General features: G+C 62.5%; 18 protein-coding genes. 15 read left to right on the forward strand and 3 right to left on the reverse strand.

What is annotated here, in order from left to right; genetic code table 11:
- Positions 1-4 precede the first annotated feature (4 nt).
- A complete protein-coding gene (locus NA645_RS18100; protein ID WP_256050121.1) occupies positions 5-3,079 on the forward strand; it encodes an efflux RND transporter permease subunit in 3,075 nt (1,024 codons plus the stop codon).
- Positions 3,080-3,100: 21 nt separating this feature from the next.
- Here the strand turns inward: NA645_RS18100 and NA645_RS18105 are convergent, their stop codons facing one another.
- Positions 3,101-3,661: a TetR/AcrR family transcriptional regulator gene (locus tag NA645_RS18105; protein WP_256050122.1), complete on the reverse strand. Its 561-nt coding sequence runs from the start codon at positions 3,659-3,661 to the stop codon at positions 3,101-3,103.
- Positions 3,662-3,811: 150 nt separating this feature from the next.
- Here NA645_RS18105 and NA645_RS18110 point away from each other — a divergent pair, with 150 nt between their 5' ends.
- The 5 genes from NA645_RS18110 to NA645_RS18130 all read left to right on the forward strand — a co-directional run bounded on the left by NA645_RS18110 (position 3,812) and on the right by NA645_RS18130 (position 10,261).
- A complete protein-coding gene (locus tag NA645_RS18110) occupies positions 3,812-4,411 on the forward strand; it encodes a glutathione S-transferase family protein (protein ID WP_256050123.1) in 600 nt (199 codons plus the stop codon).
- Between the two features lie 11 nt (positions 4,412-4,422).
- Positions 4,423-5,352 (forward strand): pyridoxamine 5'-phosphate oxidase family protein, encoded by a 930-nt coding sequence (locus NA645_RS18115; RefSeq protein WP_256050124.1) that lies wholly within the window; start codon positions 4,423-4,425, stop codon positions 5,350-5,352.
- A gap of 3 nt (positions 5,353-5,355) precedes the next feature.
- A complete protein-coding gene (locus tag NA645_RS18120) occupies positions 5,356-6,105 on the forward strand; it encodes a Zn-dependent hydrolase (protein WP_256050125.1) in 750 nt (249 codons plus the stop codon).
- 226 nt (positions 6,106-6,331) lie between these two features.
- The gene (locus tag NA645_RS18125) at positions 6,332-9,346 is read left to right on the forward strand and encodes a transglycosylase domain-containing protein (RefSeq protein ID WP_256050126.1); all 3,015 of its coding nucleotides are present in this window, start codon (positions 6,332-6,334) and stop codon (positions 9,344-9,346) included.
- A gap of 135 nt (positions 9,347-9,481) precedes the next feature.
- A complete protein-coding gene (locus NA645_RS18130; protein WP_336605278.1) occupies positions 9,482-10,261 on the forward strand; it encodes a PhzF family phenazine biosynthesis protein in 780 nt (259 codons plus the stop codon).
- A gap of 32 nt (positions 10,262-10,293) precedes the next feature.
- Here NA645_RS18130 and mapR read toward each other — a convergent pair whose 3' ends face one another.
- Both mapR and ccoG read right to left on the reverse strand, forming a co-directional pair.
- Complete coding sequence (gene mapR, locus NA645_RS18135; protein ID WP_256050128.1) at positions 10,294-11,703, reverse strand: GntR family transcriptional regulator MpaR; 1,410 nt, start codon at positions 11,701-11,703, stop codon at positions 10,294-10,296.
- A gap of 87 nt (positions 11,704-11,790) precedes the next feature.
- Positions 11,791-13,206: a cytochrome c oxidase accessory protein CcoG gene (ccoG, locus tag NA645_RS18140; RefSeq protein WP_256050129.1), complete on the reverse strand. Its 1,416-nt coding sequence runs from the start codon at positions 13,204-13,206 to the stop codon at positions 11,791-11,793.
- A gap of 401 nt (positions 13,207-13,607) precedes the next feature.
- On the opposite strand from ccoG, the gene NA645_RS18145 reads away from it, so the two are divergent.
- The 9 genes from NA645_RS18145 (at position 13,608) to mdoH (ending at position 24,596) form a co-directional block, all read left to right on the forward strand.
- Entirely contained in the window at positions 13,608-13,973 is a 366-nt protein-coding gene (locus NA645_RS18145) for a CidA/LrgA family protein (protein ID WP_256050130.1), read from the forward strand.
- Positions 13,970-14,680, forward strand: a complete 711-nt coding sequence (locus NA645_RS18150) for an LrgB family protein (protein ID WP_256050131.1) — start codon at positions 13,970-13,972, stop codon at positions 14,678-14,680. The genes NA645_RS18145 and NA645_RS18150 overlap by 4 nt, the downstream gene beginning before the upstream one ends.
- 65 nt (positions 14,681-14,745) lie before the next feature.
- On the forward strand, positions 14,746-15,621 hold the full coding sequence (locus tag NA645_RS18155; RefSeq protein ID WP_256050132.1) for an alpha/beta fold hydrolase: 876 nt from the start codon (positions 14,746-14,748) through the stop codon (positions 15,619-15,621).
- 129 nt (positions 15,622-15,750) lie between these two features.
- The gene (locus NA645_RS18160) at positions 15,751-16,449 is read left to right on the forward strand and encodes a pirin family protein (RefSeq protein ID WP_256050133.1); all 699 of its coding nucleotides are present in this window, start codon (positions 15,751-15,753) and stop codon (positions 16,447-16,449) included.
- A gap of 63 nt (positions 16,450-16,512) precedes the next feature.
- Entirely contained in the window at positions 16,513-17,112 is a 600-nt protein-coding gene (gene wrbA, locus NA645_RS18165) for an NAD(P)H:quinone oxidoreductase (protein WP_256050134.1), read from the forward strand.
- Between the two features lie 240 nt (positions 17,113-17,352).
- Complete coding sequence (locus NA645_RS18170) at positions 17,353-17,892, forward strand: DUF3087 domain-containing protein (RefSeq protein WP_256050135.1); 540 nt, start codon at positions 17,353-17,355, stop codon at positions 17,890-17,892.
- 209 nt (positions 17,893-18,101) lie between these two features.
- Positions 18,102-20,393, forward strand: a complete 2,292-nt coding sequence (gene bglX / locus NA645_RS18175; protein ID WP_256050136.1) for a beta-glucosidase BglX — start codon at positions 18,102-18,104, stop codon at positions 20,391-20,393.
- Positions 20,394-20,527: 134 nt separating this feature from the next.
- The gene (locus NA645_RS18180) at positions 20,528-22,072 is read left to right on the forward strand and encodes a glucan biosynthesis protein G (RefSeq protein ID WP_272892140.1); all 1,545 of its coding nucleotides are present in this window, start codon (positions 20,528-20,530) and stop codon (positions 22,070-22,072) included.
- Positions 22,065-24,596: a glucans biosynthesis glucosyltransferase MdoH gene (gene mdoH / locus NA645_RS18185; protein ID WP_256050137.1), complete on the forward strand. Its 2,532-nt coding sequence runs from the start codon at positions 22,065-22,067 to the stop codon at positions 24,594-24,596. Before NA645_RS18180 ends, mdoH begins: the two co-directional genes overlap by 8 nt.
- Positions 24,597-24,603: the final 7 nt, after the last annotated feature.

Here is a 24,603-nt window from a genome sequence, read left to right on the forward strand (position 1 = left end):
CGCGATGCGCTTCAATCTCTCTGCCTGGGCGCTGGGTAACCGGCAGATCGTGATCTATCTGATGCTGCTGGTGGCTGTCGTCGGGGTGCTTTCCTACAGCAAGCTCGGCCAGAGCGAAGACCCACCCTTCACCTTCAAAGCGATGGTGATCCAGACCCAGTGGCCCGGCGCCACGGCCGAGGAAGTCTCTCGTCAGGTCACCGAGCGCATCGAGAAGAAGCTGATGGAGACGGGCGAATACGAACGCATCGTGTCCTTCTCGCGGCCGGGTGAATCCAACGTGACCTTCATGGCGCGTGATTCTCTGCGCTCCGAGCAGATTCCTGAACTGTGGTATCAGATTCGCAAAAAGATCGGCGACATTCGCCACACCTTGCCGGCTGGTGTGCAGGGTCCGTTCTTCAATGACGAGTTTGGCACCACCTTCGGCAATATCTATGCGCTGACCGGCAAGGGCTTCGACTATGCAGTGCTCAAGGATTATGCCGATCGCATCCAGCTGCAGCTGCAGCGCGTAAAGAACGTCGGCAAGGTAGAGCTGATTGGCCTGCAGGACGAAAAGATCTGGATTGAGCTTTCCAACGTCAAGCTGGCCAACCTGGGAGTACCGCTGGAAGCCGTGCAGCAGGCGCTCGAAGCGCAGAATGCGGTGATGTCGGCGGGCTTCGTCGAGACGCCGAGCGACCGTGTCCAGCTGCGTGTCACCGGCAGCTTCGAAACGGTGAAGGAAATTCGTGATTTTCCCATCCGGGTCGCCGGTAGCACCTTCCGTATCGGTGATGTGGCCGAGGTCTACCGCGGCTTCAACGACCCACCAGCCCCGCGTATGCGTTTCATGGGCGAGCCGGCGATCGGTCTGGCGGTGTCGATGAAGGACGGTGGCGACATCCTTATGCTGGGCGAGGCACTGCAGGGCGAATTCGCGCGATTGCAGCAGGAATTGCCGGCCGGCATGGAGCTGCGCAAGGTGTCCGACCAACCGGCGGCGGTGAAAACCGGTGTCGGCGAGTTCGTTCAGGTGCTCATCGAGGCGCTGGTGATCGTACTGCTGGTGAGCTTCTTCTCGCTCGGCGTGCGCACCGGTCTGGTGGTCGCGCTATCGATTCCGCTGGTGCTGGCGATGACCTTTGCCACCATGCATTACCTCGACATCGGTCTGCACAAGATTTCGCTCGGCGCACTGGTGTTGGCGCTCGGGCTGATGGTGGACGACGCGATCATCGCCGTGGAGATGATGGCGATCAAGATGGAGCAGGGCTTCGACCGGCTCAAGGCTGCGAGTTACGCCTGGACCAGCACGGCTTTTCCGATGCTCACCGGAACCCTGATCACTGCGGCCGGTTTTCTGCCGATTGCCACGGCGCAATCGAGTACCGGTGAGTACACCCGTTCGATTTTTCAGGTGGTGACCATCGCGCTGGTGGCCTCGTGGATCGCCGCGGTGATGTTCGTCCCATTATTGGGCGCCAAGTTGCTGCCTGATCTGGCCAAGCGTCACGCGCGGAAACACGGTGGCAGCGATGCAGGACACGATCCCTATGCGACGCCGTTCTATCAGCGCGTGAGGCGGATCATTCACTTCTGCGTGCGTCGACGCAAAACGGTGATCGTACTGACACTGTTGCTCTTCGCCGGCTCGATTGCCCTGTTCCGTGTCGTTCCACAGCAATTCTTCCCGGTATCGGGACGTCTGGAGCTGATGGTCGATCTCAAACTGACCGAAGGCGCTTCGCTCAAGGCCACCGAATCCGAGGTGCGCCGCCTCGAAGAACTGCTCCAGGACCGTGCCGGTATCGACAACTACGTCGCCTATGTCGGCAACGGCTCGCCACGTTTTTATCTGCCGCTCGATCAGCAGCTGCCTGCTACCAGCTTCGCCCAGATTGTGGTGCTGGCTAAGAGTATCGAGGAGCGCGAAGCCCTTCGCAGCTGGCTGATCGAGCGCCTGCGTGAAGATTTTCCGACGTTGCGCGGACGCGTCAGCCGTCTGGAAAACGGTCCGCCGGTAGGCTATCCGGTCCAGTTCCGGGTAACCGGCGAGCATATCGATGTGGCTCGCAAGCTGGCGCGCCAGGTCGCCGCCAAGGTGCGTGAAAATCCGTATGTCGCTAATGTTCACCTGGACTGGCAAGAGCCGAGCAAGGTGGTCTGGCTGAATGTCGATCAGGATCGCGCCCGCGCGCTAGGGGTGAGCACCGTCGAGCTGTCGAGCTTCCTCAAACGTACCTTCACCGGCACCACGGCCGGACAGTTCCGCGAGGACAACGAGCTGATCGAGATCCTGCTGCGCGGCACCGAGCGCGAGCGCGAAATGTTGTCGATGCTGCCCAGCCTGGCGATTCCTACCGCCAGCGGTCTCAGCGTGCCCTTGTCGCAAGTCGCCACGCTGGAATATGGCTTCGAGGAGGGCGTGATCTGGCATCGCAATCGCCTGCCGACGGTGACGGTGCGTGCCGATATCTATGGCGAACAACAACCGGCTTCGTTGGTGCAGCAGATCGAGCCGACGCTGAGCGAGATTCGCGATGCGCTACCCAGCGGCTATCTGCTGGAGGTTGGCGGGACGGTGGAAGACTCCAGCCGCGGACAGGCGTCGGTGAATGCCGGTATGCCGTTGTTCATCATTGTCGTGGTCAGCCTGTTGATGATCCAGCTCAAAAGCTTCTCGCGCTCGGCGATAGTCTTTCTCACAGCGCCGCTGGGGCTGATCGGCGTTGCGCTGTTCCTGCTGTTGTTCGGCAAACCGTTCGGCTTCGTCGCGATGCTCGGCACCATCGCGCTGTCGGGGATGATCATGCGCAACTCGGTGATTCTGGTGGACCAGATCGAGCAGGACATCGGCGCCGGTCAGGATCGCTTCAACGCCATCATCGACGCCACGGTGCGCCGGTTCCGGCCCATCGTGTTGACCGCGCTGGCCTCGGTGCTGGCAATGATTCCGCTGTCGCGTAGCGTGTTCTTCGGGCCGATGGCGGTGGCGATCATGGGCGGTTTGATCGTCGCGACCGCACTGACGCTGCTATTCCTGCCGGCGCTTTACGCCGCCTGGTTCCGCGTGAAGGAAGAGCGCCCGGCATAAGGGCGCATCGCCGGCGTTTATTCAGACGCCGGCCGCCTGCAGCAACTGCTCAGCCGCCGCCTTGGCCAGCAGCGCCTGATCGGCGGGACCTTCGATGTGCGCCATGCTCAGCGCGCCCTCGATCAGAAACTGCAGTTGTCGCGCTAGCTGCTCTGGCTGCGGTGCGTCGAGCGCCTCGAGCAGTTCGCGCAGATGCGTCTGAAACTGAGCCTTGTACGTCGCCGAGCGCTGATGAATCGGATGATCGCGGTCCTGATATTCGGCCGCGGCGTTGATGAACAGGCAGCCACAAAACGTGCTCGGGCTGTGAATCATATTGTTCAACCCATCGAAAACGCCGAGCAGCGCCTTGCGTGGCGGCAGGGTGTCGCGCGCTTCGCGCAGGCGCTCGAGCATTGGCAGCTGACGGGCGTCGAGCACCGCCAAGATCAGCTCTTCCTTCGACTTGAAGTGCTTGTACAGCGTCATCTTCGCCACGCCAGACTCGCTGAGAATCCGGTCGATGCCCGTGGCGTGGTAGCCCTCTGTGTAGAACAGCCGCTCGGCAGTGCTGAGCAATAGGTCGCGCTTGTTCGTTGCCATATCGGTCTCCTCGGGCGGCCATTATGCGGGAGCGATTCTTTTCCCTCCAATCGTCATCCTCGTGAACATTGTGCTTGAAGTGTACAGACAGGTCTGTCTATTATCCAGTCGTGCCTTTTACCTCCCCCCATCTTGCGAAGGAGCGACACGATGAAACTGTACGATCTGACCCTGTCCGGTAACTGCTACAAAGCGCGCCTGTTTCTCAGCCTGATCGGCCAGCCGGTTGAGCTGGTGCCGGTGAATCTGCTGCAAGGCGAGCACAAGCAACCGTCGTTTCTCACTATCAACCCGCGCGGGCAGGTGCCGGTTCTGGAGGATGGCGATATCCGCGTGGTCGACTCCCAGGCCATCCTCGTCTATCTGGCACGGCGCTACGCCGACGAAGTCTGGTATCCGCAGGATGCGCTCACTCAGGCGCGCGTCGTTGGCTGGCTGAGTTTCGCCGCCAACGAGATGCATCACGGCCCGGCGACGGCTCGGGTAGGGCGCTTGTTCCGCCGCCCGATCGACGAACCCTTGACCACCAGCCGTGCTATTGCTGCTTTGCAGCTGGTCGAGCAGCAGCTCACCGAACATGCCTGGCTGGCCGAAACCGCTGCGCCAACCATCGCCGATCTCGCGGTATATCCCTATGCGGCACTGGCTGGCGAAGGCGGTATCGATCTCGGTCCGTACCCGGCAATCCGTGCCTGGTGCTCGCGCATCCGTGAGCTACCGGGCTACATCGGCATGCCTGGCCTGGAATAGGAGGTATCGCGATGAGCAGTCCGTTCCACGTCGGCGAGCAGTTGGTTCAGACCCGCGCTGGCGTTCGCGAAAAAGCTGAGCAGATAGGCAGTCGCGTGATCCGCCCATTCATGCCTGAGCAGCATCGGGAATTCTTCGCGCAATTGCCGGCGTTGTTAGTGGCGGCAGTGGACAGCGAAGGGCAGCCTCATGCATCGGTACTCTGCGGTGAGGCCGGGTTCGCCTGGTCGCCGCATCCGGCCCTGCTTTGTGTCGGCGCCAAGCCTCAAATCGACGACTCGATCACGTCATTGCTGCAGCCGCGCGCCGCGGTCGGTTTGCTCGGGCTCGAGTGGCCGACCCGCAGACGCAACCGGATGAATGGGCGAGTCGTTGAAAGAGACGAGCGAGGCTTCAGCGTTGCGGTCGCGCAGTCGTTCGGCAATTGCCCGAAGTACATCCAGGCGCGTGATTGGCAGGTGATTCCGCGCCCGCCGGGTTTAATGCTCGAAGGCGATGGCCTGGACCAGCAGTGGCTGGCGCTGGTGACGGACGCGGACACGCTATTCATAGCCAGCCAGAGTTCGGATCCGCAGGGCGGCGGGGTGGATATTTCGCATCGTGGCGGCCCGGCCGGTTTTATCGAAGTCGGCCGGGACGGTCGGCTCTGGATGCCGGACTACAGCGGCAACCGGCTATTCAACACGCTCGGCAATTTGCTTCGCGAGCCGCGCTGCGGGCTGTTGCTGATCGATTTCAGCAGCGGCGATCTGCTGCACCTGCAAGCACGGGCCGAGCTGGTCTGGCCTGAGCAATACGAGGCGTTGGGTGTCACACCGCCGCCCGGCGCGGAGCGAATGCTCGCGCTGACGCCGGGGCGTTGGACGCTAAGACGCTCGCGTCTGCCGTTGACGTTCGCTTCACCCCAGTTTTCGCCATTCCTTCCCGAGTCAGGAGTGTGAGCCATGCGCAGCCTGACTATTATCGGTCTGTCATTGATGCTGTTGGCCGGGACGCTGAACGCAGCGGAACTGCGCTTCAGCTTGGTTCGCACTGCGCAGACCACGTCCAGCGGTGAGTTCGCTTGGCGTGACGGTGGCTGGATAGCGCCGCCAGTGGTCAACCACATCGCCGTTCTGATCGAACATCAGGGCCGTCGGCTGTTATTCGGCACGGGCCTTGGCCGGCAGATCGATGCGCAGCTGAACAGCGCGGTTCCCTGGCGGGAAAAGCGCTACAGGGCCGTACAGCCTGCGCGTGATCAGCTTGATCGCGATGGCATCAGCGTCGACCGGGTCGTGCTGGGGTGTGCCCGTTGGGAGTACGCGTCCGGGCTGGCCGACTTCGCCGATCTGCCGGTCCTGGCCAATCCGGAAAGCATTCACTACGCCCGCACCGCAACGCCGCCCGCGGTGATCCCAGCGCAGTACGCCCATGGGGTCGATTGGCAGCCGCTGCGCTTCGAACGGCGTTCTTTTTATGGATTCGAGGATAGCCTCGACCTGTTCGGCGACGGGCGGCTGATAGTGGTGGAACTGCCCGGGCATGGCGCGCTAGGGCTGTTTCTCACCCTGGATGATGGGCAGCGCTACTTCTTTCATGGCGATGCCGTCGGCAGTGAAGGCGCGCAAAAGCCGCTACCTGCAGAGGTCTTGCAGGTGCGAGATGCTCAGCTGCAAGCGCGGCTCGGTTTTTATCCAACCTGGATCGAATAAGGGGCTCTGCCAAGGCCGTTCTTGAGCGGCTCCGTTCGTCTGCTTGAATACGTGAACGAAACGCCAACAGCTAAGCTTAAGCCTGTGATTTTCCTAGGAAGCCAGGCCGGAATATATGGGCGCAGTATGGCGGAGCGATACCTCCCGGGCGGCTGGTGGCAAGCGCGCATCGAAGGCCAGCAAAACCGGTAGACCAACCACGCACGGCAGCCGTCTGGCTCGCCGCATGACGCTGTTGCTGGGCATCTCGCTGCTGGCAGGCGGCGGCTATGCGGCCTGGCATGAGATGCACACCTCAAAGCTGCAGGCGCTCTGGCTGAGCCGTTATGCCGAGAATCTCGACTATCGGGTCGAGCCCGGCGCGAGTACCAGTATCCGCTTCCCCGAGGCCGGGCCTTTCGATCGGCGTCTGGGCTATGCAGCGCTGCCGACATTTCTCGAGCGACTGACCGAGCGCGGTTTCGATATCCAGCAGCAGGTGCGTTTTTCGCCGGCCTTGCAACGCTACGCCAGCCACGGCTTCTTCCTGCCCTATCCGGAGAAATCGCAGGCGGGTCTAACGATAGACGATTGCCGTGGCGAGCCCCTATACGCCAACAGCTACCCACATCAGTACTACGAAACCTTCGAAGACGTGCCGCCCATCATCGCGATGAGCCTGCTGTTCATCGAGGATCGTGGGCTGCTCAATGCCGAGCGACCCCGCGCCAACCCGGCGGTGGACTGGCCGCGTTTCACCATGGCGGCTGTGAGCCAGGTCGAAAAGAAGCTCGGCCTGCCGGTGCAGGCGGCTGGCGGCAGTACGCTCGCGACCCAGGTGGAGAAATACCGCCACTCGCCAGAAGGTCGAACCGGAAGCGTCGAAGAAAAGATTCGGCAGATGATATCGGCGAGCGTGCGCACCTACCGCGAAGGTCAGCAAACCTTGACCACGCGCAAGCGCATCGTGCGCGACTACCTCAACAGCGTGCCGCTGTCGGCGGCGTACGGTCACGGCGAAGTGCATGGCATCGCCGATGGGCTGCGCCTCTGGTTCGGCGCGGATTTCGCCGAGGTCAACCGTGCGCTGGACTCGCGCCGCAATGCCGATGTCAGTTATGAGGCGCGGGGCCTGGCGCTGCGCCAGGTGTTGTCGTTGCTGATCGCTCAGCGGCGCCCGTCCTATTACCTGTTCGCCGGGCGCGATGACATGGCGGCGCTCACCGACAGCCACATCCGGCTGCTGGCCAACGGTGGGGTGATTGGCACCCGGCTGCGCAATGCGGCGCTGCAGCAGAAGGTGGTGTTCCGTGATCTACGCCGCGAGCCGGGCATCCGCGAGGTGCCGACCAGTAAGGGCATCACCGCCGCGCGCATGCGCCTGAGCAGTCTGCTCGGCGTGTCGCTGTACGAACTGGATCGACTCGATCTGGCTGCCACCACGCCGTTGCACGGCGAATTGCAGAAGCAGGTCAGCGATTATCTGCTGCGCCTGGCGGAGCCGGAGTTTGCTGGTGAAGTAGGGCTGTTCGGCGAACGCATGTTGTCGCCGGAGCGCACCGCGGACGTCCGCTACAGCTTCACGCTGTTCGAGCGCGGTGAGCAGGGCTTCCGCGTGCGGGTACAGACCGACAACACCAACCAGCCGTTCGACATCAATGAAGGCAGCAAACTGGAGCTGGGCTCCACGGCCAAGCTGCGCGTGCTGACTACCTATCTCGAAGTGATTGCCGAGTTGCATGATCGCTACGCGCAAAGCGAGATCAGCGAGTTGCGCAAAGCCGAGGCGGTCGATCCGCTGACACGCTGGGCCGTGGGTTATCTGATCGAGAATAAGGATCGCAACCTGCCGGCGATGCTCGATGCGGCGCTGGAGCGCCGTTACTCGGCCAGCCCCGCCGAGCGCTTCTTCACGGGCGCCGGCATGCATCGATTCGGTAATTTCCGTCGGGAAGATGACGGGCGTTTGCCCACCATGCGCGAGGCTCTGCGAGAGTCGATCAACCTGCCGTTTGTGCGTCTGATGCGTGATCTGGTGAGGTACAGTACTTACCAGACATCCAATGGCTCCGAGCTGTTGAAGAGCGACGATAACCCCGAGCGGCGCGAATACCTGCGACGCTTCGCCGACCGCGAGGGCTCGGTGTTCCTTCAGCGCTTTTGGAAGAAATACCGCGGCAAGACCGCCGACGAACGCATCGAAGTGCTGCTCGATGGCATGCGCCCGACGCCGCCCCGGCTCGCCGCGGTGCACCGCTACCTGATGCCGGAAGCCGATCGCGCCGCCTTTGATCGCTTCCTCAAGCAGGCCCTGCCGGGCGTCGAACTTAACGACGAGAAACTCGATTCGCTGTACACCCGTTACGGCCCCGGTGCCTATAGCCTGCCGGATCAGGGTTACATCGCCAGAGTGCATCCGCTGGATCTGTGGTTGCTGGGCTATCTGATCAAGCACCCGGACGCGGGAATCTCCGAGGTAATCGCTGCCAGCACCGCTGAGCGGCAGGAGGTCTACGGCTGGCTGTTCCGCAGTCGGCACAAGAGTGCGCGCGACAGTCGTATCCGCATCATGTTGGAAGTGGAAGCCTTCACCGATATTCATCGCCGCTGGCAGCGCCTGGGTTATCCCTTCGAACACTTAGTGCCGTCGCTCGCCACCGCGCTGGGCAGCTCCGGCGATCGCCCGGCCGCGCTGGCGGAGTTGATGGGCATCATCGTCAATGACGGCGTAAGGCTGCCCAGTGTGCGTATCGACAGCCTACATTTTGCCAGCGACACGCCGTATGAAACGCGCGTGGGCATCAGGCCGAATACGGGTGTCAGGGTGCTGCACAGCGAAGTGGCCGCGGCTTTACGCGAAGCGCTCGCCAATGTCGTCGAGGGCGGTACGGCGCGGCGTCTGCGTGGCAGCTTTATGCAGGCTGACGGCGAACCGCTGCGTGTTGGGGGCAAGACCGGAACGGGCGACAACCGCATCCAGACCATCGGCGCGGGTGGCCGGCTGATCAGTTCGTTGGCGATCAACCGGACCGCCACCTTCGTGTTCTTTCTCGGCCCGAATCATTTCGGCACCTTGACTGCTTATGTTCCGGGGCGTGGCGCGGACAGCTTCCGCTTCACCTCGGCGCTGCCGGTGCAGGTGCTCAAGGGCATGGCGCCGATTCTTCAACCCTATCTGCAGGTTGGCGCGCAGACGCAATGCCAGCCGCCGACAGAGCCGATCAAGCCCACATTGACCGCCAGCATGGTGTCGGGCTCCTGACTCAGCAGGTGATCGTCGCCAGCCACACGTCACTCAGGAAGATTGCCGGGCGCCTCCCGCTCGGCGAGACTGGCTCGATCAGCGCGCCCGATGGCGGGCGCCGAGCAGGGATGAGGGCCGAGCATGAAACTGCCGATCTATCAGGTCGACGCATTCACCGATGAGCTGTTCAAGGGCAACTCCGCTGCGGTGGTGCCGCTGGAGCAGTGGCTGAGCGATGCGCAGATGCAGTCGATCGCCATCGAGAACAATCTTTCGGAAACCGCTTTTCTGGTCCGCGAGCCGGACGGTGCCTTTCACATTCGTTGGTTCTCGCCGTTGACCGAAATCGATTTCTGCGGCCACGCGACGCTGGCTAGCGCCTTCGTGCTGCTCCGTCAGGAAATGGCGACGGCGCCACTGACCTTTCGTGCAGCAGCGGTGGGCAACATCAGCGTCGCGCAGCTGGACGGCGGCCTGTTGGAGATGAACTTCCCCAACCGCGAACCCGAGCGCGTGGATAACCCGCCGGCGGAATTGTTCAACGGCCTCGGCGTCGTTCCGCAAGTTGTGCTGAGGAATAGTCAGGCCTGGTTCGCCGTATATGAGGACGAGGCTCAAGTTCGCAGCTTGACGCCGCACCTCGCCGCGCTCAAAACGCTCGCGCCCCTTGATGTGGTGATCACCGCGCCGGGGCGTGAGCAGGACTTCGTCTCGCGCTACTTCTGGCCCGCCAATGGTGGAGATGAGGACCCAGTCACCGGCTCGATTCATGCTGGCCTCGCGCCGTATTGGGCCGGACGTCTTGGCAAATCGTCGCTGGTCGCGCTGCAGGCCTCGCGTCGTAGCGGGCTGCTGTATTGCCGGGTGGAAGGGGAGCGCGTATTCGTCGCCGGGCGGGCAGTGCAGTACCTGCATGGAACCATCGAGGTTTAGCGTCGTGCGTGGCTTACTGCCGAGGCTTCGATTCAGAACGATTTGATCATTCGTCCAAGCAATTCCATCGCCTTCTCGCTGCGTGCATCCCAAGGGTAGCCATGGTTCAACCGCGCGCAGTTTCGGAATCGTTGAGTGGCCGAGAATATCGGACCGGGGACGAGGCTGATGCCTTGGGCGAGCGCAAGCTGCAATAGCTGCAGGGAGTCGACCTGCTCCGGAAACTCGAACCACAGGAAGTAACCGCCGCTGGGCCGTGTGACCCGCGTAGTCGCCGGGAAATGCCGGGCGGCGGAGGCGAGCATGGCGCCCTGTTGCATCTCCAGGGCGTGGCGCAGTTTGCGTAAATGACGATCGTAGCCGCCGTGTTGCAGATAATCGGCGATGGCAGCCTGGGCCGGGACGGAAGGCGAAATGGTGGTCATTAGTTTGAGTCGGCTGATCTGCTCGGCGTACCGCCCGCCGGCGACCCAGCCGACTCGATAACCCGGCGCGAGACTTTTGGAGAATGAGCCGCAGTGCATCACCAGACCCTGACGGTCATGGCTTTTGACGGGTTTAGGTGGTTCCTGAGTGAAGTAGAGCTCGGCGTAGACGTCGTCTTCGATCAGCGGCACCTGATGACGCTGCAGCAGTTCGTAGAGCTGCAGTTTCTTCGGCTCACCCATGCTCGCGCCCAGCGGATTCTGCAGGCTGCTCATAAACCAGCACGCCTTGATCGGAAGCTTGGCGAGGCTGTCGGCGAGCGTTTCCAGATCGATGCCCTCGCGCGGATGCACGGGGATTTCCACCGCCTTGAGCTTGAGCCGTTCCAGTACCTGCAGCGTGGCGTAGAAGGCGGGCGCTTCGATGGCGACCAGATCACCCGGCTCGGTCACGACCTGCAGGCACAGATTCAGCGCCTCCATGGCGCCAGTGGTGATCACCAGTTCGTCCATCGGCAGCATCACGCCGCTGACCATGTAGCGCAGGGCGAGCTGCCGGCGCAGATCCGGATTGCCAGCCGTCATCTCGGCGACTACTGCGCTGGTCGGCATGTCGCGTACGCACTGTGCCATGGAGCGTGCCAGGCGTTGCAGCGGGAACAGCTCAGGACTGGGAAAGGCTGAGCCGAAGGGCACGGTGTCAGGATCACGCAGCGAGGCGAGCACCGAGAACACCAGATCGCTGACATCGACCTCGGTGGTTTCGGCCAGTCGTGGGCCGATCTCCGGTTCGTGCAGCGGGCGCTTGGCATGTTCGCGAACGAAGTAGCCCGAACGCGCCCGGGCCTGAATCAGGCCGCGGTCTTCCAATAGGTAGTAGGCCTGGAAGACAGTCGACGGGCTGACCCCATAGGTACGGCTGGCGTGGCGCACCGATGGCACCCTTTCGCCGGGCGCCAGTACGCCGGTGCGGATCAGTTCGGCTATCTCGTCAGCGAATTTTTCGTAGCGCTTCATGTGTCTGGCTCACCTTCGGCAATGCCGGGTGACGATACTGCACGACGCGGGGATGGTGCGTCTCGTGTTGCGCGGATCATGACGCACTCACGGATTGGCCGGCGCAACGAAGGTGCTGTGAGTACTGACGGCACTGTGCGGATCGTCCAGGTCCCGAACCTCGAACTGCAGCCTACGGCTCAGTGCACGGCTGTGGCTGGCGTCGGTGAGCGCCACGCTGACCGGCTGATCGGCGATCTCCCCCGGTGCCAGGCTGATTTCGCGTCGACCGTGCAGCTCGAACGGCCCCTCGCCGAGCGATATCGCGTACTGCCGGTGCTGCTGGGTCTTGTTGATGACCTTGAGGCTGTACATGTTTTCGATCTGGCCCTGCGTATTTTCGCGATACAGGGTGCGGTCCTTGGTGACGTCCAGCGAAAGCATCGGCCGGGCATCCAATGCCCAGACGAAGGCCCCGATCATCACCAGCATTGCCGCGGCGTAGCCGACCAGACGTGGGCGAAACAGACGCGTCCTGCCGCCCTGCAATGCGCGCTCGGATGTGAAGCGGACCAGTCCGCGCGCATAGCCCATCTTGTCCATCACGCTGTCGCAAGCATCGACGCAGGCGCCGCAGCTGATGCAGTCCAGTTGCAGGCCGTCGCGGATGTCGATTCCGGTGGGGCAGACCTGCACGCAGAGGGTGCAGTCGATGCAATCTCCGAGGCCCAGCGTGCGCGGATCATTGTCCTTGCGCCGCGCACCGCGACTTTCGCCACGGGCCGCATCGTAAGAAACCAGCAGGGTGTCAGCATCGAACATCACCGCCTGGAAGCGCGAGTAGGGGCACATGTGCAGGCATACCTTTTCCCGCAGCCATCCAGCGTTGAGGTAGGTCGCGGCGGTGAAGAAAAACAGCCAGAAGCCGGTGGACAGCCCGAGCTCGAAGGTGAACAGGTCTTGTACCAGTTCACGTACCGGCGTGAAGTAGCCGACGAAGGCGAGCGCCGTTGCGAGACTGACCACCAGCCAGATCGCGTGTTTGGCAGTGCGGCGTAGCAGCTTCGCGGCCGACCAGGGCGCGGCGTCGAGCTTGATCCGCTGGCCACGGTCGCCCTCGGTAACCTTTTCCGCCCACATGAAAATCCAGGTCCAGGTGCTCTGCGGGCAGGCGGAGCCGCACCATACGCGGCCGGCCAGCACCGTGATGAAGAACAGGCCAAAGGCCGCGATGATCAGCAATGCCGACAGCAGGATGAAGTCCTGCGGCCAGAAGGTGGCACCGAAGATGTGGAACTGCTGTTTGCCTAGATCCCAGAGCACCGCCTGGCGGCCGTCCCAGTTCAGCCACTGGGTGCCGAAGTAGAGCAACAACAACAGACCGCCGCCCAGCAGGCGCAGATTGCGAAACAGGCCGGAGAAGCTGCGGGTATGGATCGGTTCGCCCGTCTGGGCGGGCGTCAGGCGTATTGGTTTGCTCGGATCAACAGTGGCGATGATCGTGGCGGGAATTCGTTCGGTCATTTCATGCGCCCCATCAGGCATTCAGGCGGGACGAATGATCGAGCGGAGCAGCGATGCAGAACAGTCTCAGATCTGGAGCAGGAATACGGATCAGATGGTGAGCGGAGAAACTCGCATTGTGGGTGCATCAGTCCGGAAGGCTGGCTACGCATGGGCTCGTGATCGGTATCCTCTGCAGAAAAGACGACAAACTGCTCAGGCCCTGCGACGTCGCGTCACAGGCGAATCAGGATGAAGCTCACGAACAACTGATCCGGTTTTTTTGCCTCTATCTGCACCTGTTTCGCCCCCACCACAGCGGGCGATAGTCCCGAGCTTGCATCGGTTGCGAGCGCATGCTGCTATCGATCCCCGGCTTAGCCTCTCTGCGTACCGTTCTGCTGTTGACTCAAGGAATTCCAATGATCCTCAAAGGCCTGACCTGGCTGGTAGTGCTGCAATTGCTTGGCAGCGTCATCAATCTCTTGCTGATCCCTGCGCTGCCGGGGCCGATCATCGGCATGGTGCTGCTGTTCGGCCTGCTGTTGCTGCGCCGCGGCATCCCCGAACCACTCGAGAAAACCGCGGCGCTGCTGTTGCAATATCTGCCGCTGCTGCTGATCGTGCCGGCCGCGGGAATCATGACTAGCAGCGATGCCTTGCTGGCCGACCTGCCTGCCATCGCGGCTGGTCTGGTGCTTTCGCTGATGGTGACCGTGCCGTTCTGTGGCTGGCTGATGCAGTACCTCATTCGGCGGGCGGAACGCCGCAAGGAGCATCAGGCATGAGCCGTCTGGAATGGAGCCAGGTCTGGGCGATGACGATGGATCATCCGCTGTTTTCCGTGGCGTTGACGCTGATTGCGTTCCAGCTCGCGCTGGCGCTCTACCGACGCAGCGGCTGGCTGGTGCTGCAGCCGGTGATGATTGGCATGCTGCTGGTGGTCGGAACGCTCTACCTGTGCGGCATCGATTATGCGAACTACCGCGAAGGCGCCTCGATGATCGCCGTGCTGGTCGGCCCCGCAACGGTGGCTTTGGCAGTGCCGCTGTATCGTCATATCAAGCGCATCCAGCAGCTGTTCTGGCCGATCCTCATCACCTTGGTGAGCGGCGGCGTGCTGGGCGTCGTCCTGACGTTGGTGATCGCCAGCGCTTTGGGGGCGGATCTGTCCGTGCTGATGAGCCTATCGCCCAAGGCCGCCACCATGCCGATTGCCATGTTGGTGGCTGAGCAGATTGGCGGCCTCGCTTCCCTGGCGGCGGTATTCGTGATGCTTACAGGCGTCATCGGCACGGCGCTGGGTCCGTGGCTGCTGGGCTGGGCGGGTGTCGAACATCCCGCTGCCCGGGGCCTGAGCTACGGCATCAACGCCCACGCCATCGGCACGGCCCGCGCGCTGGAGGAGAGCGACGAATGCGGCGCCTTCGCTGCGTTGGGAATGAGCCTGCTGGGCATTCTCATCGCGCTGTTTCTGCCGCTGGCACTGGGTTGAGCGACGCTGTTGCGCTTGAGCGATCTACGCCTAATCTTAAGGTCCTAACTCCAGGAGCAGGTCCCATGTTCGAGCAGTTCCAGCGTGACGAGTGTGAGGTCAATGGCGTACGGATCGCCTATCGCAAAGGCGGCTCCGGGCCGCCCCTGCTGCTGCTTCATGGCTATCCGCAGACCCACGTCATGTGGCACGAGGTCGCCGATCAGTTGGCCGAACGGTTCACCGTCGTGGCGGCGGATTTGCGCGGCTACGGCGACAGCAGCAAGCCCGAAGGCGGCGAGGATCACGTCGCCTACAGCAAGCGCGAGATGGCCCGTGATCAGGTGGAGTTGATGCGCACGCTGGGCTTCGAGCGCTTCGACATTCTTGCCCACGACCGCGGCGCGCGAGTCAGCCATCGACTGGCTATGGATCACCCGCAGGCGGTACGCCGGCTGATTCTGCTGGACATCGCACCGACCCTGGCGATGTACAGCCAGACCGACGAAACCTTCGCGCGCGCCTACTGGCACTGGTTCTTTCTGATCCGTCCGGCGCCGCTGCCGGAAACGCTAATGGAGGCCGCACCCGAGTTGGTGTTGAAGACCGCCGTGGCGACTCGCGCCGACCATCATCATCCATTCACCGCTACCGCCTACGCCGAATACCTGCGCTGCATGAAACTGCCCGGCACCATTCACGCGTTCTGTGAGGATTATCGCGCCAGTGCCGGCATCGATTTGCAGCACGACCGGGAAGACCGTGCCGCTGGCCGGCGTATCGAGGCGCCCCTGCTGGTGCTATGGGGAAGCAAGGGCGTCGTCGAGCGTTGCTTCGATCCACTCAAGGAGTGGCGTGAGGTAGCGGCAAGCGCGCAAGGCAAGGCGCTGCCGGCCGGCCATTACATCGCCGAAGAGGTTCCGCAATTGCTGTTGGACGAGGTTCTAGAGTTCCTGTCGTAAACGTGAAATATCGAATAGATGGATAGGTTTTACCGAGAATATCCGCTATTCGCTTAATCAATTGAATGGAAAATGGCGGCCATAGCGCTCGACATGGTGTCGAGCTGATCGACCCGGAGGCTGCCATCGATGATCGAAATCCGCCCGCGCGCCGAGCTTGGCGCCGCACACCATGGCTGGTTGCATGCCCGCCATCATTTTTCATTTGCCGATTATCACGACCCGCTGCGCATGCACTGGGGCCGCTTGCGGGTTTGGAATGACGACACCATCGCTCCGAACTCGGGCTTCCCGACCCATACGCACCGCGACATGGAAATCATCACCTATGTACGCAAGGGCGCCATCAGCCATGAAGACAGCCTCGGTAACCGCGGTCGTACGGCTGCCGGCGACGTGCAGGTAATGAGTGCAGGCACCGGAATTGCCCATAGCGAATACAACCTCGAAAGCGAGCCCGCCGAGATTTTCCAGATATGGATCTACCCGGACCAGACCGGGCTGCCGCCAAGCTGGGGCACGCGGCCTTTCCCTACAGCGGAGCGCGCGGGTGCATTTGTCACGCTGGCCAGCGGCATGACCGATGACAGCGATGCGCTGCCGATTCGGGCCGATGCGCGCCTGGCCGCAGCTGCACTTTCATCAGGTCAGGTTGCCCAATACCGAATTGGCGAGGGTCGCAAGGTCTATCTGGTGCCCGCCAGTGGGCGTATCGAGGTGGCCGGTCTCGTCGCTGGGGTGGGTGACGGCGTGGCGGTACGTGATGAAACGCTGCTCACCATCAAGGCGTTGGAAGACAGCGAAGTGGTGCTGGTGGACGTTCGCTGAGCGATTTCGGCGACAGCGTAGATAGAAACAGAGTCGAAACATAACCCAGAAGAGGAAACGAAAATGGCGAAGATTCTCGTGCTGTATCACTCGATGTATGGCCACATCGAAACCATGGCTAACGCGGTCGCCGAAGGTGCGCGCCGTGTTCAAGGCGCTGAAGTGACCATCAAGCGTGTGCCGGAAACCATGCCGCAGGATGTTTTCAAGAATGCAGGCGGCAAGACCGATCAGGCTGCAGACATCGCCACTCCGGCCGAGCTGCCCGATTACGATGCGATCATCTTCGGCACGCCGACGCGCTTCGGCAACATGTCCGGGCAGATGCGCAACTTCCTCGACCAGACCGGCGGTCTGTGGGCCAAGGGCTCGCTGCATGGCAAGGTCGCGAGCGTGTTCACCTCGACCGGTACCGGCGGCGGCCAGGAGATGACCATCACTTCTACCTGGACTACGTTGGCCCACCACGGAATGATCATCGTGCCGACCGGCTACGGCATCGGCGAGTTCTTCGACATTTCCGAAACCAACGGCGGCACGCCCTACGGCGCCTCGACCATCGCCGGCGGCGACGGCTCGCGCCAGCCGTCCAACAAGGAGCTGACCATTGCGCGCTACCAGGGCGAGCTGGTCGCGAAAACCACGGTCAAGCTCAAAGGCTGAGCATGACAAAGCGGCGGCGCCCGGCGTCGCTTGCCTGAGTAGGGTGGGCCGGGCGGTGCTTCGCTTCAGCCCACCAAGGCATACCCCGCTGGTGGGCTGAAGCGAAGCACCACCGGCCCACCCCTACCTATCTATACGTTCATTGGCGACGCGTTGAGATCCCAGATTTGCACCTGGTATCAGCGTCATGGCTCGTTTGCAGTGATAATGCACAGCTCGACCAATACCAGAGCAACGCTAATGTCGGAATTCGAAATCAAGCCCGTCAATCCCGAAACCTACCGCCAGCAGACGCGGCGTAGCACACTCTTCGTCGCGGCGACCTTTCTCGTACTGGCGATGGGTTGGTCCACGGCTGTGGTCACCGTTTTCGGCGAGCCGGGTGGGGACAATCTGCGACTGAACCTGGCTGGTGTCGCGTTGGGGTTTGCCTTGACCATATTGCTGGTGCGGACGGTTTACTGGCACAAGCCGTGGATGGCCTCCGCTGTTTACGGCTGGCGCCTCAAGCGCAGCCTGATGAGCGTCACCAACGTCATGCATCACGTCACGGCAGGGGTGGCGATCAAAAATCCGGCGGCCATGAAGCTGCTACGTTTCTATCATCTGGGCCTGACTCAGATGCACCAGCTGGACGCCAACAGCAGCTCGCTGCTAGAGGTCAGGGCAGAAATCGAACGCCATCGGGAAGCCATGCAAGCGCAGGGATTAGACCTGGACCAACAGCGCCTTGAGCCAGCCTGGATCGGCGCTGTAAAAAAGATCGACGCCGTGAAATAAACACGGTGTAATCGCCGCCTCGTAACACCGATGACTTGTATCGCCCGCGTACCAAGGCGCGACGAATTAATCCCATCAGATTCGATTAACCCAGAGGCGTTCTGCTTGTGGGTCGCACTTCGGTGCGAGTGATTCAGCAATTCCACTACTCAGTGATCGGGGGCTAAGCCGCGGTGTGCTCGAAAAGACGTGCCAGCAGGAAATCAATAATGAAACAGCGGTGTCTGCTCGGCTTGATCGCCGTTTCGATGGCAGTTCCAGCTCTGGCAGGGAAGATGCCCATTGTGCTGGACGACAAACCGGCCTTCATCGAACGGCTGGTTGAGCGCATGACGCTGCAGGAAAAAGTCGGCCAGTTGCGCTTGATCAGCATCGGCGCAGACATGCCCAGGGAACGACTGGCCGAGGAACTGGCCGCAGGCAATATCGGCGGCACCTTCAATTCGGTCACCCGGCGAGACAATCGCCCCCTGCAGGATGCCGCGCTGCGCAGCCGGCTGCAGATCCCGATCTTCTTCGCCTACGACGTGGTGCATGGACATCGCACCATTTTCCCCATCGGCCTCGGCCTGGCATCGACCTGGGACATGCAGGCGGTCGCCACGGCGGGGCGTGTGTCGGCCATCGAGGCCAGCGCCGACGGGCTCGATATGACCTTCGCACCCATGGTCGACATCGCCCGCGACCCTCGCTGGGGACGGACCTCGGAAGGCTTCGGCGAGGATCCCTATCTGGTGTCAGAGATTGCCCGCACCATGGTCCAGGCCTATCAGGGTGAGTCGCTGCGTGAGCCCGACAGCCTGATGGCCAGCGTCAAGCATTTCGCCCTCTATGGCGCGGTCGAAGGCGGGCGCGATTACAACGTGGTGGACATGAGCTCGCTGCGCATGCACCAGGATTATCTGCCGCCGTACCGTGCGGCCATCGATGCGGGCGCAGGCGCAGTAATGGTGGCGCTGAACACCATCAATGGCGTGCCGGCCAGCGCCAACCGTTGGTTGCTGCGGGATTTGCTGCGCGACGACTGGGGATTTTCCGGCGTGACCATCAGCGACCACGGCACGATCAGTGAACTGCTCCGCCATGGCGTGGCCGCCGATGGACGCGAGGCGGCGAAGCTCGCGATCGAAGCGGGGCTCGACATGAGCATGGCGGACTCGCTCTATGGTCAACATCTAGCTGAGCTGGTGCAGGCGGGCGACGTGCCGATGCAGGTCGTCGACCAGGCCGTGCGCGAAGTGCTGGGTGCCAAGTACGATCTGGGCCTGTTCCACGATCCTTACCGGCGCATCGGCCAAGCCAGCGAAGATCCACCTGAGGTCAACGCCGAAAGCCGCCTGCACCGCCAGGCCGCGCGGGACGTGGCGCGCCAGTCGCTGGTGCTGCTGGAAAACCGCAACGCCGTGCTACCGCTCGAAAAGACCGGCACCGTTGCGCTGGTCGGGCCGCTGGCCGATTCGCACATCGATATGCTCGGCAGCTGGTCGGCTGGCGGTGTGGCGACACAGACGGTGACGCTGCGCCAGGCGATGCAACACGCGCTCGGGGATCAGGGCCGGCTGATCCATGCGCGCGGCGCCAATATCACGGACGACGCGCAGATGGTCGAATATCTGAACTTCCTCAACTGGGACAACCCCGAGGTGGTGCAGGACCCGCGCCCGGCCGACGAGATGATCGCCGAGGCGGTCGCCGCGGCCGTACAGGCGGACGTTATCGTCGCCGCCGTAGGCGAATCGCGCGGCATGTCCCATGAATCCTCCAGTCGCACCACGTTGCAGATTCCTGCCAGCCAGCAAGCGTTGCTGCGCGCCTTGAAGGAAACCGGCAAGCCGCTGGTGTTGGTGCTGATGAATGGCCGGCCATTGAATCTCGGCTGGGCGCAGGCCAACGCCGACGCGATCCTAGAAACCTGGTTCAGCGGAACCGAAGGCGGGCATGCCATCGCCGATGTGCTGTTCGGCGACTACAACCCCTCCGGCAAACTACCGATCTCATTTCCGCGTTCAGTGGGTCAGATTCCCACCTATTACAACCATCCGCGCCTGGGCCGGCCTTTCGTCGAAGGCAACCCAGGCAACTACACCTCGCAATATTTCGAAGAAAAGAATGGCCCCCTGTATCCGTTCGGCTACGGCCTGAGCTACACGAAATTCAGCCTGTCGGCGCCACAGCTGTCGCGTGCCAGCCTGGCGCGCGGCGAGAGCCTGGACGTCAGTGTGACGCTGAAGAATGTCGGCGAACACGAGGGAGCAACCGTCGTGCAGCTGTACATCAGTGATTTGTCCGCCTCGGTGGTGCGACCGGTCAAGCAACTCAAGGCATTCCGCAAGATCCGGCTTGCAGCTGGAGAGCAGCGGCAGGTAGGTTTTCGCATCGATGAAAACGACTTGAAATTCTTCAATGCTCAACTGCAGCAGGTGGCCGAGGCGGGGGCATTCGAGGTCCAGGTAGGTCTTGATTCGCAGGCCGTGCAGACGCAGCGTTTCGAGTTGCGCTGAGGGCCGGCCGTTTCGGTTGCCGGGGAATCATTTGTGTATGCAGTAGACCAACGAACGCGAGCAGGCATTGATCCGCTCGCCCTTTTCACCGCTCAGGAGGCTTCGTGTTAACCACTCTTTTTCAAGGACCGGACATGCGCGCTAGTGGCAAGACGCTGGGCAATCTGCTCAGCCTGTGCATGGCATTCGTCGTCGGCAGCGGCTGGGCATTCAGCCTCGACGACGTAGCGCAAAAGGCTGAGAAACTCGCGGCGGAGCGTTATGCCGCGCCGCAAAGCAACCTGCCTCCCGTGTTTCGCAACATGGCATTCGGCGATTACCAGCAACTGCGTTTTCGCGGCGACAAGGCGCTCTGGCATGAAGCGGAGACGCCGTTCGAGTTGCAGTTCTATCATCAGGGTATGCATTTCGACGTGCCGGTGAGGATCAACGAAGTCACCGCCACGGGTGTCAATGAGGTCCGCTACGAGCCGGAGATGTTCGATTTCGGCAAGGTGCAGATCGACCCCGCAGCGCTGGAAAATCTAGGCTTCGCTGGTTTCAAGGTCCTCTATCCGCTGAACAAGGCGGACAAGCAGGACGAACTCATCACGTTGCTGGGCGCCAGCTATTTCCGCGTGGTGGGTAAGGATCAGGTCTATGGTCTGTCGGCACGCGGGCTGGCCATCGACACCGCGTTGCCGAGCGGCGAGGAATTTCCCCGTTTCCGCGAATTCTGGGTCGAGCGCCCGCAAGCTGATCGGCGCAATCTGGTGATCTACGCGCTGCTGGATTCGCCCCGCGCCACCGGTGCCTATCGGATGGTGGTGACGCCCGGCAAGGACAGCACCGTCGACGTGCAAGCGCGTGTCTACCTGCGCGAACCCGTGGAAAAGCTGGGCATCGGCGCGCTCACCAGCATGTATCTGTTCGGGGCCAATCAGCCCAGCAATCTGCTCAATTACCGTCCGCAACTGCATGACTCGGAAGGCCTGGCGATCCATACCGGTAATGACGAGTGGATCTGGCGGCCGCTGAACAATCCCAAGCGGCTTTCGATCAGCAGTTACAGCGTTGAGAACCCGCGTGGCTTCGGACTGCTCCAGCGTACCCGCGATTTCGGTCGTTACGAGGATCTGGACGATCGCTACGAGCTGCGGCCTAGCGGCTGGATCGAACCGGTTGGTGATTGGGGCAAAGGCCACGTCGAGCTGATCGAGATTCCCACCCCGGACGAAACCAACGACAACATCGTCGCCTTCTGGGTGCCCGAGCAGCGACCCGAGCCCGGCGAGTCGCTGAATTTCGAATATCGCCTGCACTTCACCATGGACGAGCCGGCGCTGCACGATCCCAAGCTCGCCTGGGTCAAGCAGACGCGCCTGTCGGCTGGCGACGTGAAGCAGTCCAACCTGATTCGTCAGCCCGATGGCAGCACAGCGCTGATCGTCGATTTCGTCGGGCCGAACCTGGCCAAGCTGCCGGCGGATGCGCCGGTCAGCACCCAGGTCAGTGTCGATGACAACGTCGAGCTGGTGGAAAACAACCTCCGCCATAACCCGGTCAGCAAAGGCTGGCGGCTGACGCTGCGGCTGCGGGTCAAGGACCCGGCGCGTCCGGTGGAGTTGCGCGCTGCGTTGGTGGACGGCGAGACCACGCTGTCCGAAACCTGGAGCTATCAGATACCTGTCCATGACTGAACACGCGCAACAATCGCTCGCCCAGCAATATCTCGCCGAGCTTCCCCTCGATGCCGAGCAACGCCAGGCGCTGGCCGAGCAGATGGATCGACAAAGAGGCGAGCTGGCCGACGCCCATCAGGCATTGGCGCAGGGCACGTCCGACGGGAATGAATCGCCGAGCGATCCGCTCGGCTCGGTTGCGGCGCGGCTGAAGCTTGCCTGGGGTGACCTTTTCGAGCGCGGTGGGGTGCTGACCAAGGATCATCAGGGCCGCACTTGCATCCAGTCGACGCCGCCGATCGTGCGCACCCGGATGGTGCCGGAACCCTGGCATACCAGCGTGCTGCGCCTGAGCTGGTGGCGCCTGCTGTTCAAAAAGAACCGCACGGTGGAGCAGCCTAACGCACCGCAGCCCATCGACAGGTCGGGCTGGCGCCGGGTTGCCGCTTACCGGCGTGCCGCGCTGCTGATCCTGATGCTGGCGCAGACGGCTATCGCCACCTGGCACATGAAGGCCGTGTTGCCTTATCAGGGTTGGGCACTGGTCAGTCTGCAGGAGGTTTTTCTGCAGCCCTGGCAGGAGTCGGCGCGGCAAATCCTGCCGTACGTGGTGCAGACCAGTATCCTGCTGCTGTTCGCGCTGCTGTTCTGCTGGGTGTCGGTGGGATTCTGGACGGCGCTGATGGGCTTCTTCCAATTGCTCAAGGGGCGCGACCGCTACAACATCTCCGCCACCAGCACGGGCAACGAACCGATTCCGGCCGAGGCGCGCACGGCGCTGGTAATGCCCATCGCCAACGAGGACGTGCCGCGGGTGTTCGCCGGACTGCGGGCGACCTACGAATCGCTGCTGGCCACGGGTGAGATCGAGCACTTCGATATCTTCGTGCTCAGCGACAGCAACGACCCCGACACCTGCGTGGCAGAGCAGAAGGCCTGGCTGGAGCTGTGCCGCGAGGTCGACGGTTTCGGCCATATCTTCTATCGCCGCCGTCGACGCCGGGTGAAGCGCAAGAGCGGCAACATCGACGACTTCTGCCGGCGCTGGGGCAGCAGTTACCGCTACATGGTGGTGCTGGACGCCGACAGCGTGATGAGCGGCGACTGCCTCACCAGCCTGGTGCGGCTGATGGAGGCCAACCCTGGCGCCGGCATCATCCAGACCGGGCCCAAGGCCTCCGGGATGGATACGCTCTACGCGCGCATGCAGCAGTTCGCCACGCGGGTCTACGGGCCGCTGTTTACCGCCGGGCTCAATTTCTGGCAGCTGGGCGAGTCGCATTACTGGGGCCATAACGCGATCATCCGGGTCAAACCCTTCATCGAGCACTGCGCCTTGGCGCCGCTGCCGGGCAAGGGCTCCTTCGCCGGTGACATCCTTTCCCACGACTTCGTCGAGGCGGCCCTGATGCGCCGCGCCGGCTGGGGCGTATGGATCGCCTACGACCTGCCAGGCAGTTACGAAGAGCTGCCGCCGAACCTGCTCGACGAGCTCAAGCGCGACCGCCGCTGGTGCCACGGCAACCTGATGAACTTCCGGCTGTTCCTGGTCAAGGGCATGCACACGGTGCATCGCTTCGTGTTCCTCACCGGGGTGATGTCCTACCTGTCGGCGCCGCTGTGGTTCACCTTCCTGGCGCTGTCTACCGGACTGCTGGCGATTCATACGCTGATGGTTCCGGAGTATTTCCTGCAGCCCAACCAGCTGTATCCGCTGTGGCCGCAGTGGCATCCCGAGGAAGCGATCGCACTGTTCTCCGCGACGCTGACGCTGCTGTTCCTGCCCAAGCTGCTCAGCGTGCTGCTGATCCTGAATCAGGGCGCGAAGGAATACGGCGGCGGGGTACGGCTGGTGCTGTCGATGATCTTGGAGACGCTGTTCTCGATGCTGCTGGCGCCGGTGCGCATGCTGTTTCACACAGTGTTCGTCACCGCCGCGTTTCTCGGCTGGTCGGTGCAATGGAAGTCACCACAACGTGCCGACAACGCCACGCCCTGGGGCGAGGCCCTGCGTCGCCATGGTTCGCAGATGCTGCTGGGCGTGCTCTGGACGGCGCTGGTGGCCTGGCTCGATCCGGCATTCCTCTGGTGGCTGGCACCCATCGTGGTGTCGCTGATCCTCTCGGCGCCGGTCTCGGTGCTCACCAGCCGTACGGGGCCTGGATTGGCGGCGTTCCGGCGCAAGCTGTTCCTGATTCCCGAGGAGTACGACCCGCCCGCCGAGCTGGCTGCCACGGATCGCTACAATCAGCAGAACCAGGCCAACGCGCTGCACAACGGCTTCCTAGCCGCCACGGTGGACCCGCTCTACAACGCCCTGGTCTGCGCCATGGGGCGCGCGCGGCATGCCAAGGTGGTGCCGGCCGCCGAAGTGTTGCGCGAGCAGCGCATGAAGGAAATCCTTGCCGCCGGCCCCGATGGCCCCGCCGAAGCGACCCGCTGGCGATTGCTCAACGACCCGGACGGCATGGCCCGCCTGCACCACAGCATCTGGCAGGACGAGCAGCATCAAGCCTGGCGCGAGGCGTACTACCGACGGTAACCCGTCA

The sequence above is a fragment of the Stutzerimonas stutzeri genome (genome assembly GCF_024448955.1).
Taxonomy (GTDB): Bacteria; Pseudomonadota; Gammaproteobacteria; order Pseudomonadales; family Pseudomonadaceae; genus Stutzerimonas; species Stutzerimonas stutzeri_AQ.

What these genes read in the sequence shown, in the direction of transcription:
- NA645_RS18100 (WP_256050121.1), top strand. Translation starts at nt 5, where the DNA reads ATGCGCTTCAATCTCTCTGCCTGGGCGCTGGGTAACCGGCAGATCGTG.
- NA645_RS18105 (WP_256050122.1), bottom strand. Translation starts at nt 3,661, where the DNA reads ATGGCAACGAACAAGCGCGACCTATTGCTCAGCACTGCCGAGCGGCTG.
- NA645_RS18110 (WP_256050123.1), top strand. Translation starts at nt 3,812, where the DNA reads ATGAAACTGTACGATCTGACCCTGTCCGGTAACTGCTACAAAGCGCGC.
- NA645_RS18115 (WP_256050124.1), top strand. Translation starts at nt 4,423, where the DNA reads ATGAGCAGTCCGTTCCACGTCGGCGAGCAGTTGGTTCAGACCCGCGCT.
- NA645_RS18120 (WP_256050125.1), top strand. Translation starts at nt 5,356, where the DNA reads ATGCGCAGCCTGACTATTATCGGTCTGTCATTGATGCTGTTGGCCGGG.
- NA645_RS18125 (WP_256050126.1), top strand. Translation starts at nt 6,332, where the DNA reads ATGACGCTGTTGCTGGGCATCTCGCTGCTGGCAGGCGGCGGCTATGCG.
- mapR (WP_256050128.1), bottom strand. Translation starts at nt 11,703, where the DNA reads ATGAAGCGCTACGAAAAATTCGCTGACGAGATAGCCGAACTGATCCGC.
- ccoG (WP_256050129.1), bottom strand. Translation starts at nt 13,206, where the DNA reads ATGACCGAACGAATTCCCGCCACGATCATCGCCACTGTTGATCCGAGC.
- NA645_RS18145 (WP_256050130.1), top strand. Translation starts at nt 13,608, where the DNA reads ATGATCCTCAAAGGCCTGACCTGGCTGGTAGTGCTGCAATTGCTTGGC.
- NA645_RS18150 (WP_256050131.1), top strand. Translation starts at nt 13,970, where the DNA reads ATGAGCCGTCTGGAATGGAGCCAGGTCTGGGCGATGACGATGGATCAT.
- NA645_RS18155 (WP_256050132.1), top strand. Translation starts at nt 14,746, where the DNA reads ATGTTCGAGCAGTTCCAGCGTGACGAGTGTGAGGTCAATGGCGTACGG.
- NA645_RS18160 (WP_256050133.1), top strand. Translation starts at nt 15,751, where the DNA reads ATGATCGAAATCCGCCCGCGCGCCGAGCTTGGCGCCGCACACCATGGC.
- wrbA (WP_256050134.1), top strand. Translation starts at nt 16,513, where the DNA reads ATGGCGAAGATTCTCGTGCTGTATCACTCGATGTATGGCCACATCGAA.
- NA645_RS18170 (WP_256050135.1), top strand. Translation starts at nt 17,353, where the DNA reads ATGTCGGAATTCGAAATCAAGCCCGTCAATCCCGAAACCTACCGCCAG.
- bglX (WP_256050136.1), top strand. Translation starts at nt 18,102, where the DNA reads ATGAAACAGCGGTGTCTGCTCGGCTTGATCGCCGTTTCGATGGCAGTT.
- NA645_RS18180 (WP_272892140.1), top strand. Translation starts at nt 20,528, where the DNA reads ATGCGCGCTAGTGGCAAGACGCTGGGCAATCTGCTCAGCCTGTGCATG.
- mdoH (WP_256050137.1), top strand. Translation starts at nt 22,065, where the DNA reads ATGACTGAACACGCGCAACAATCGCTCGCCCAGCAATATCTCGCCGAG.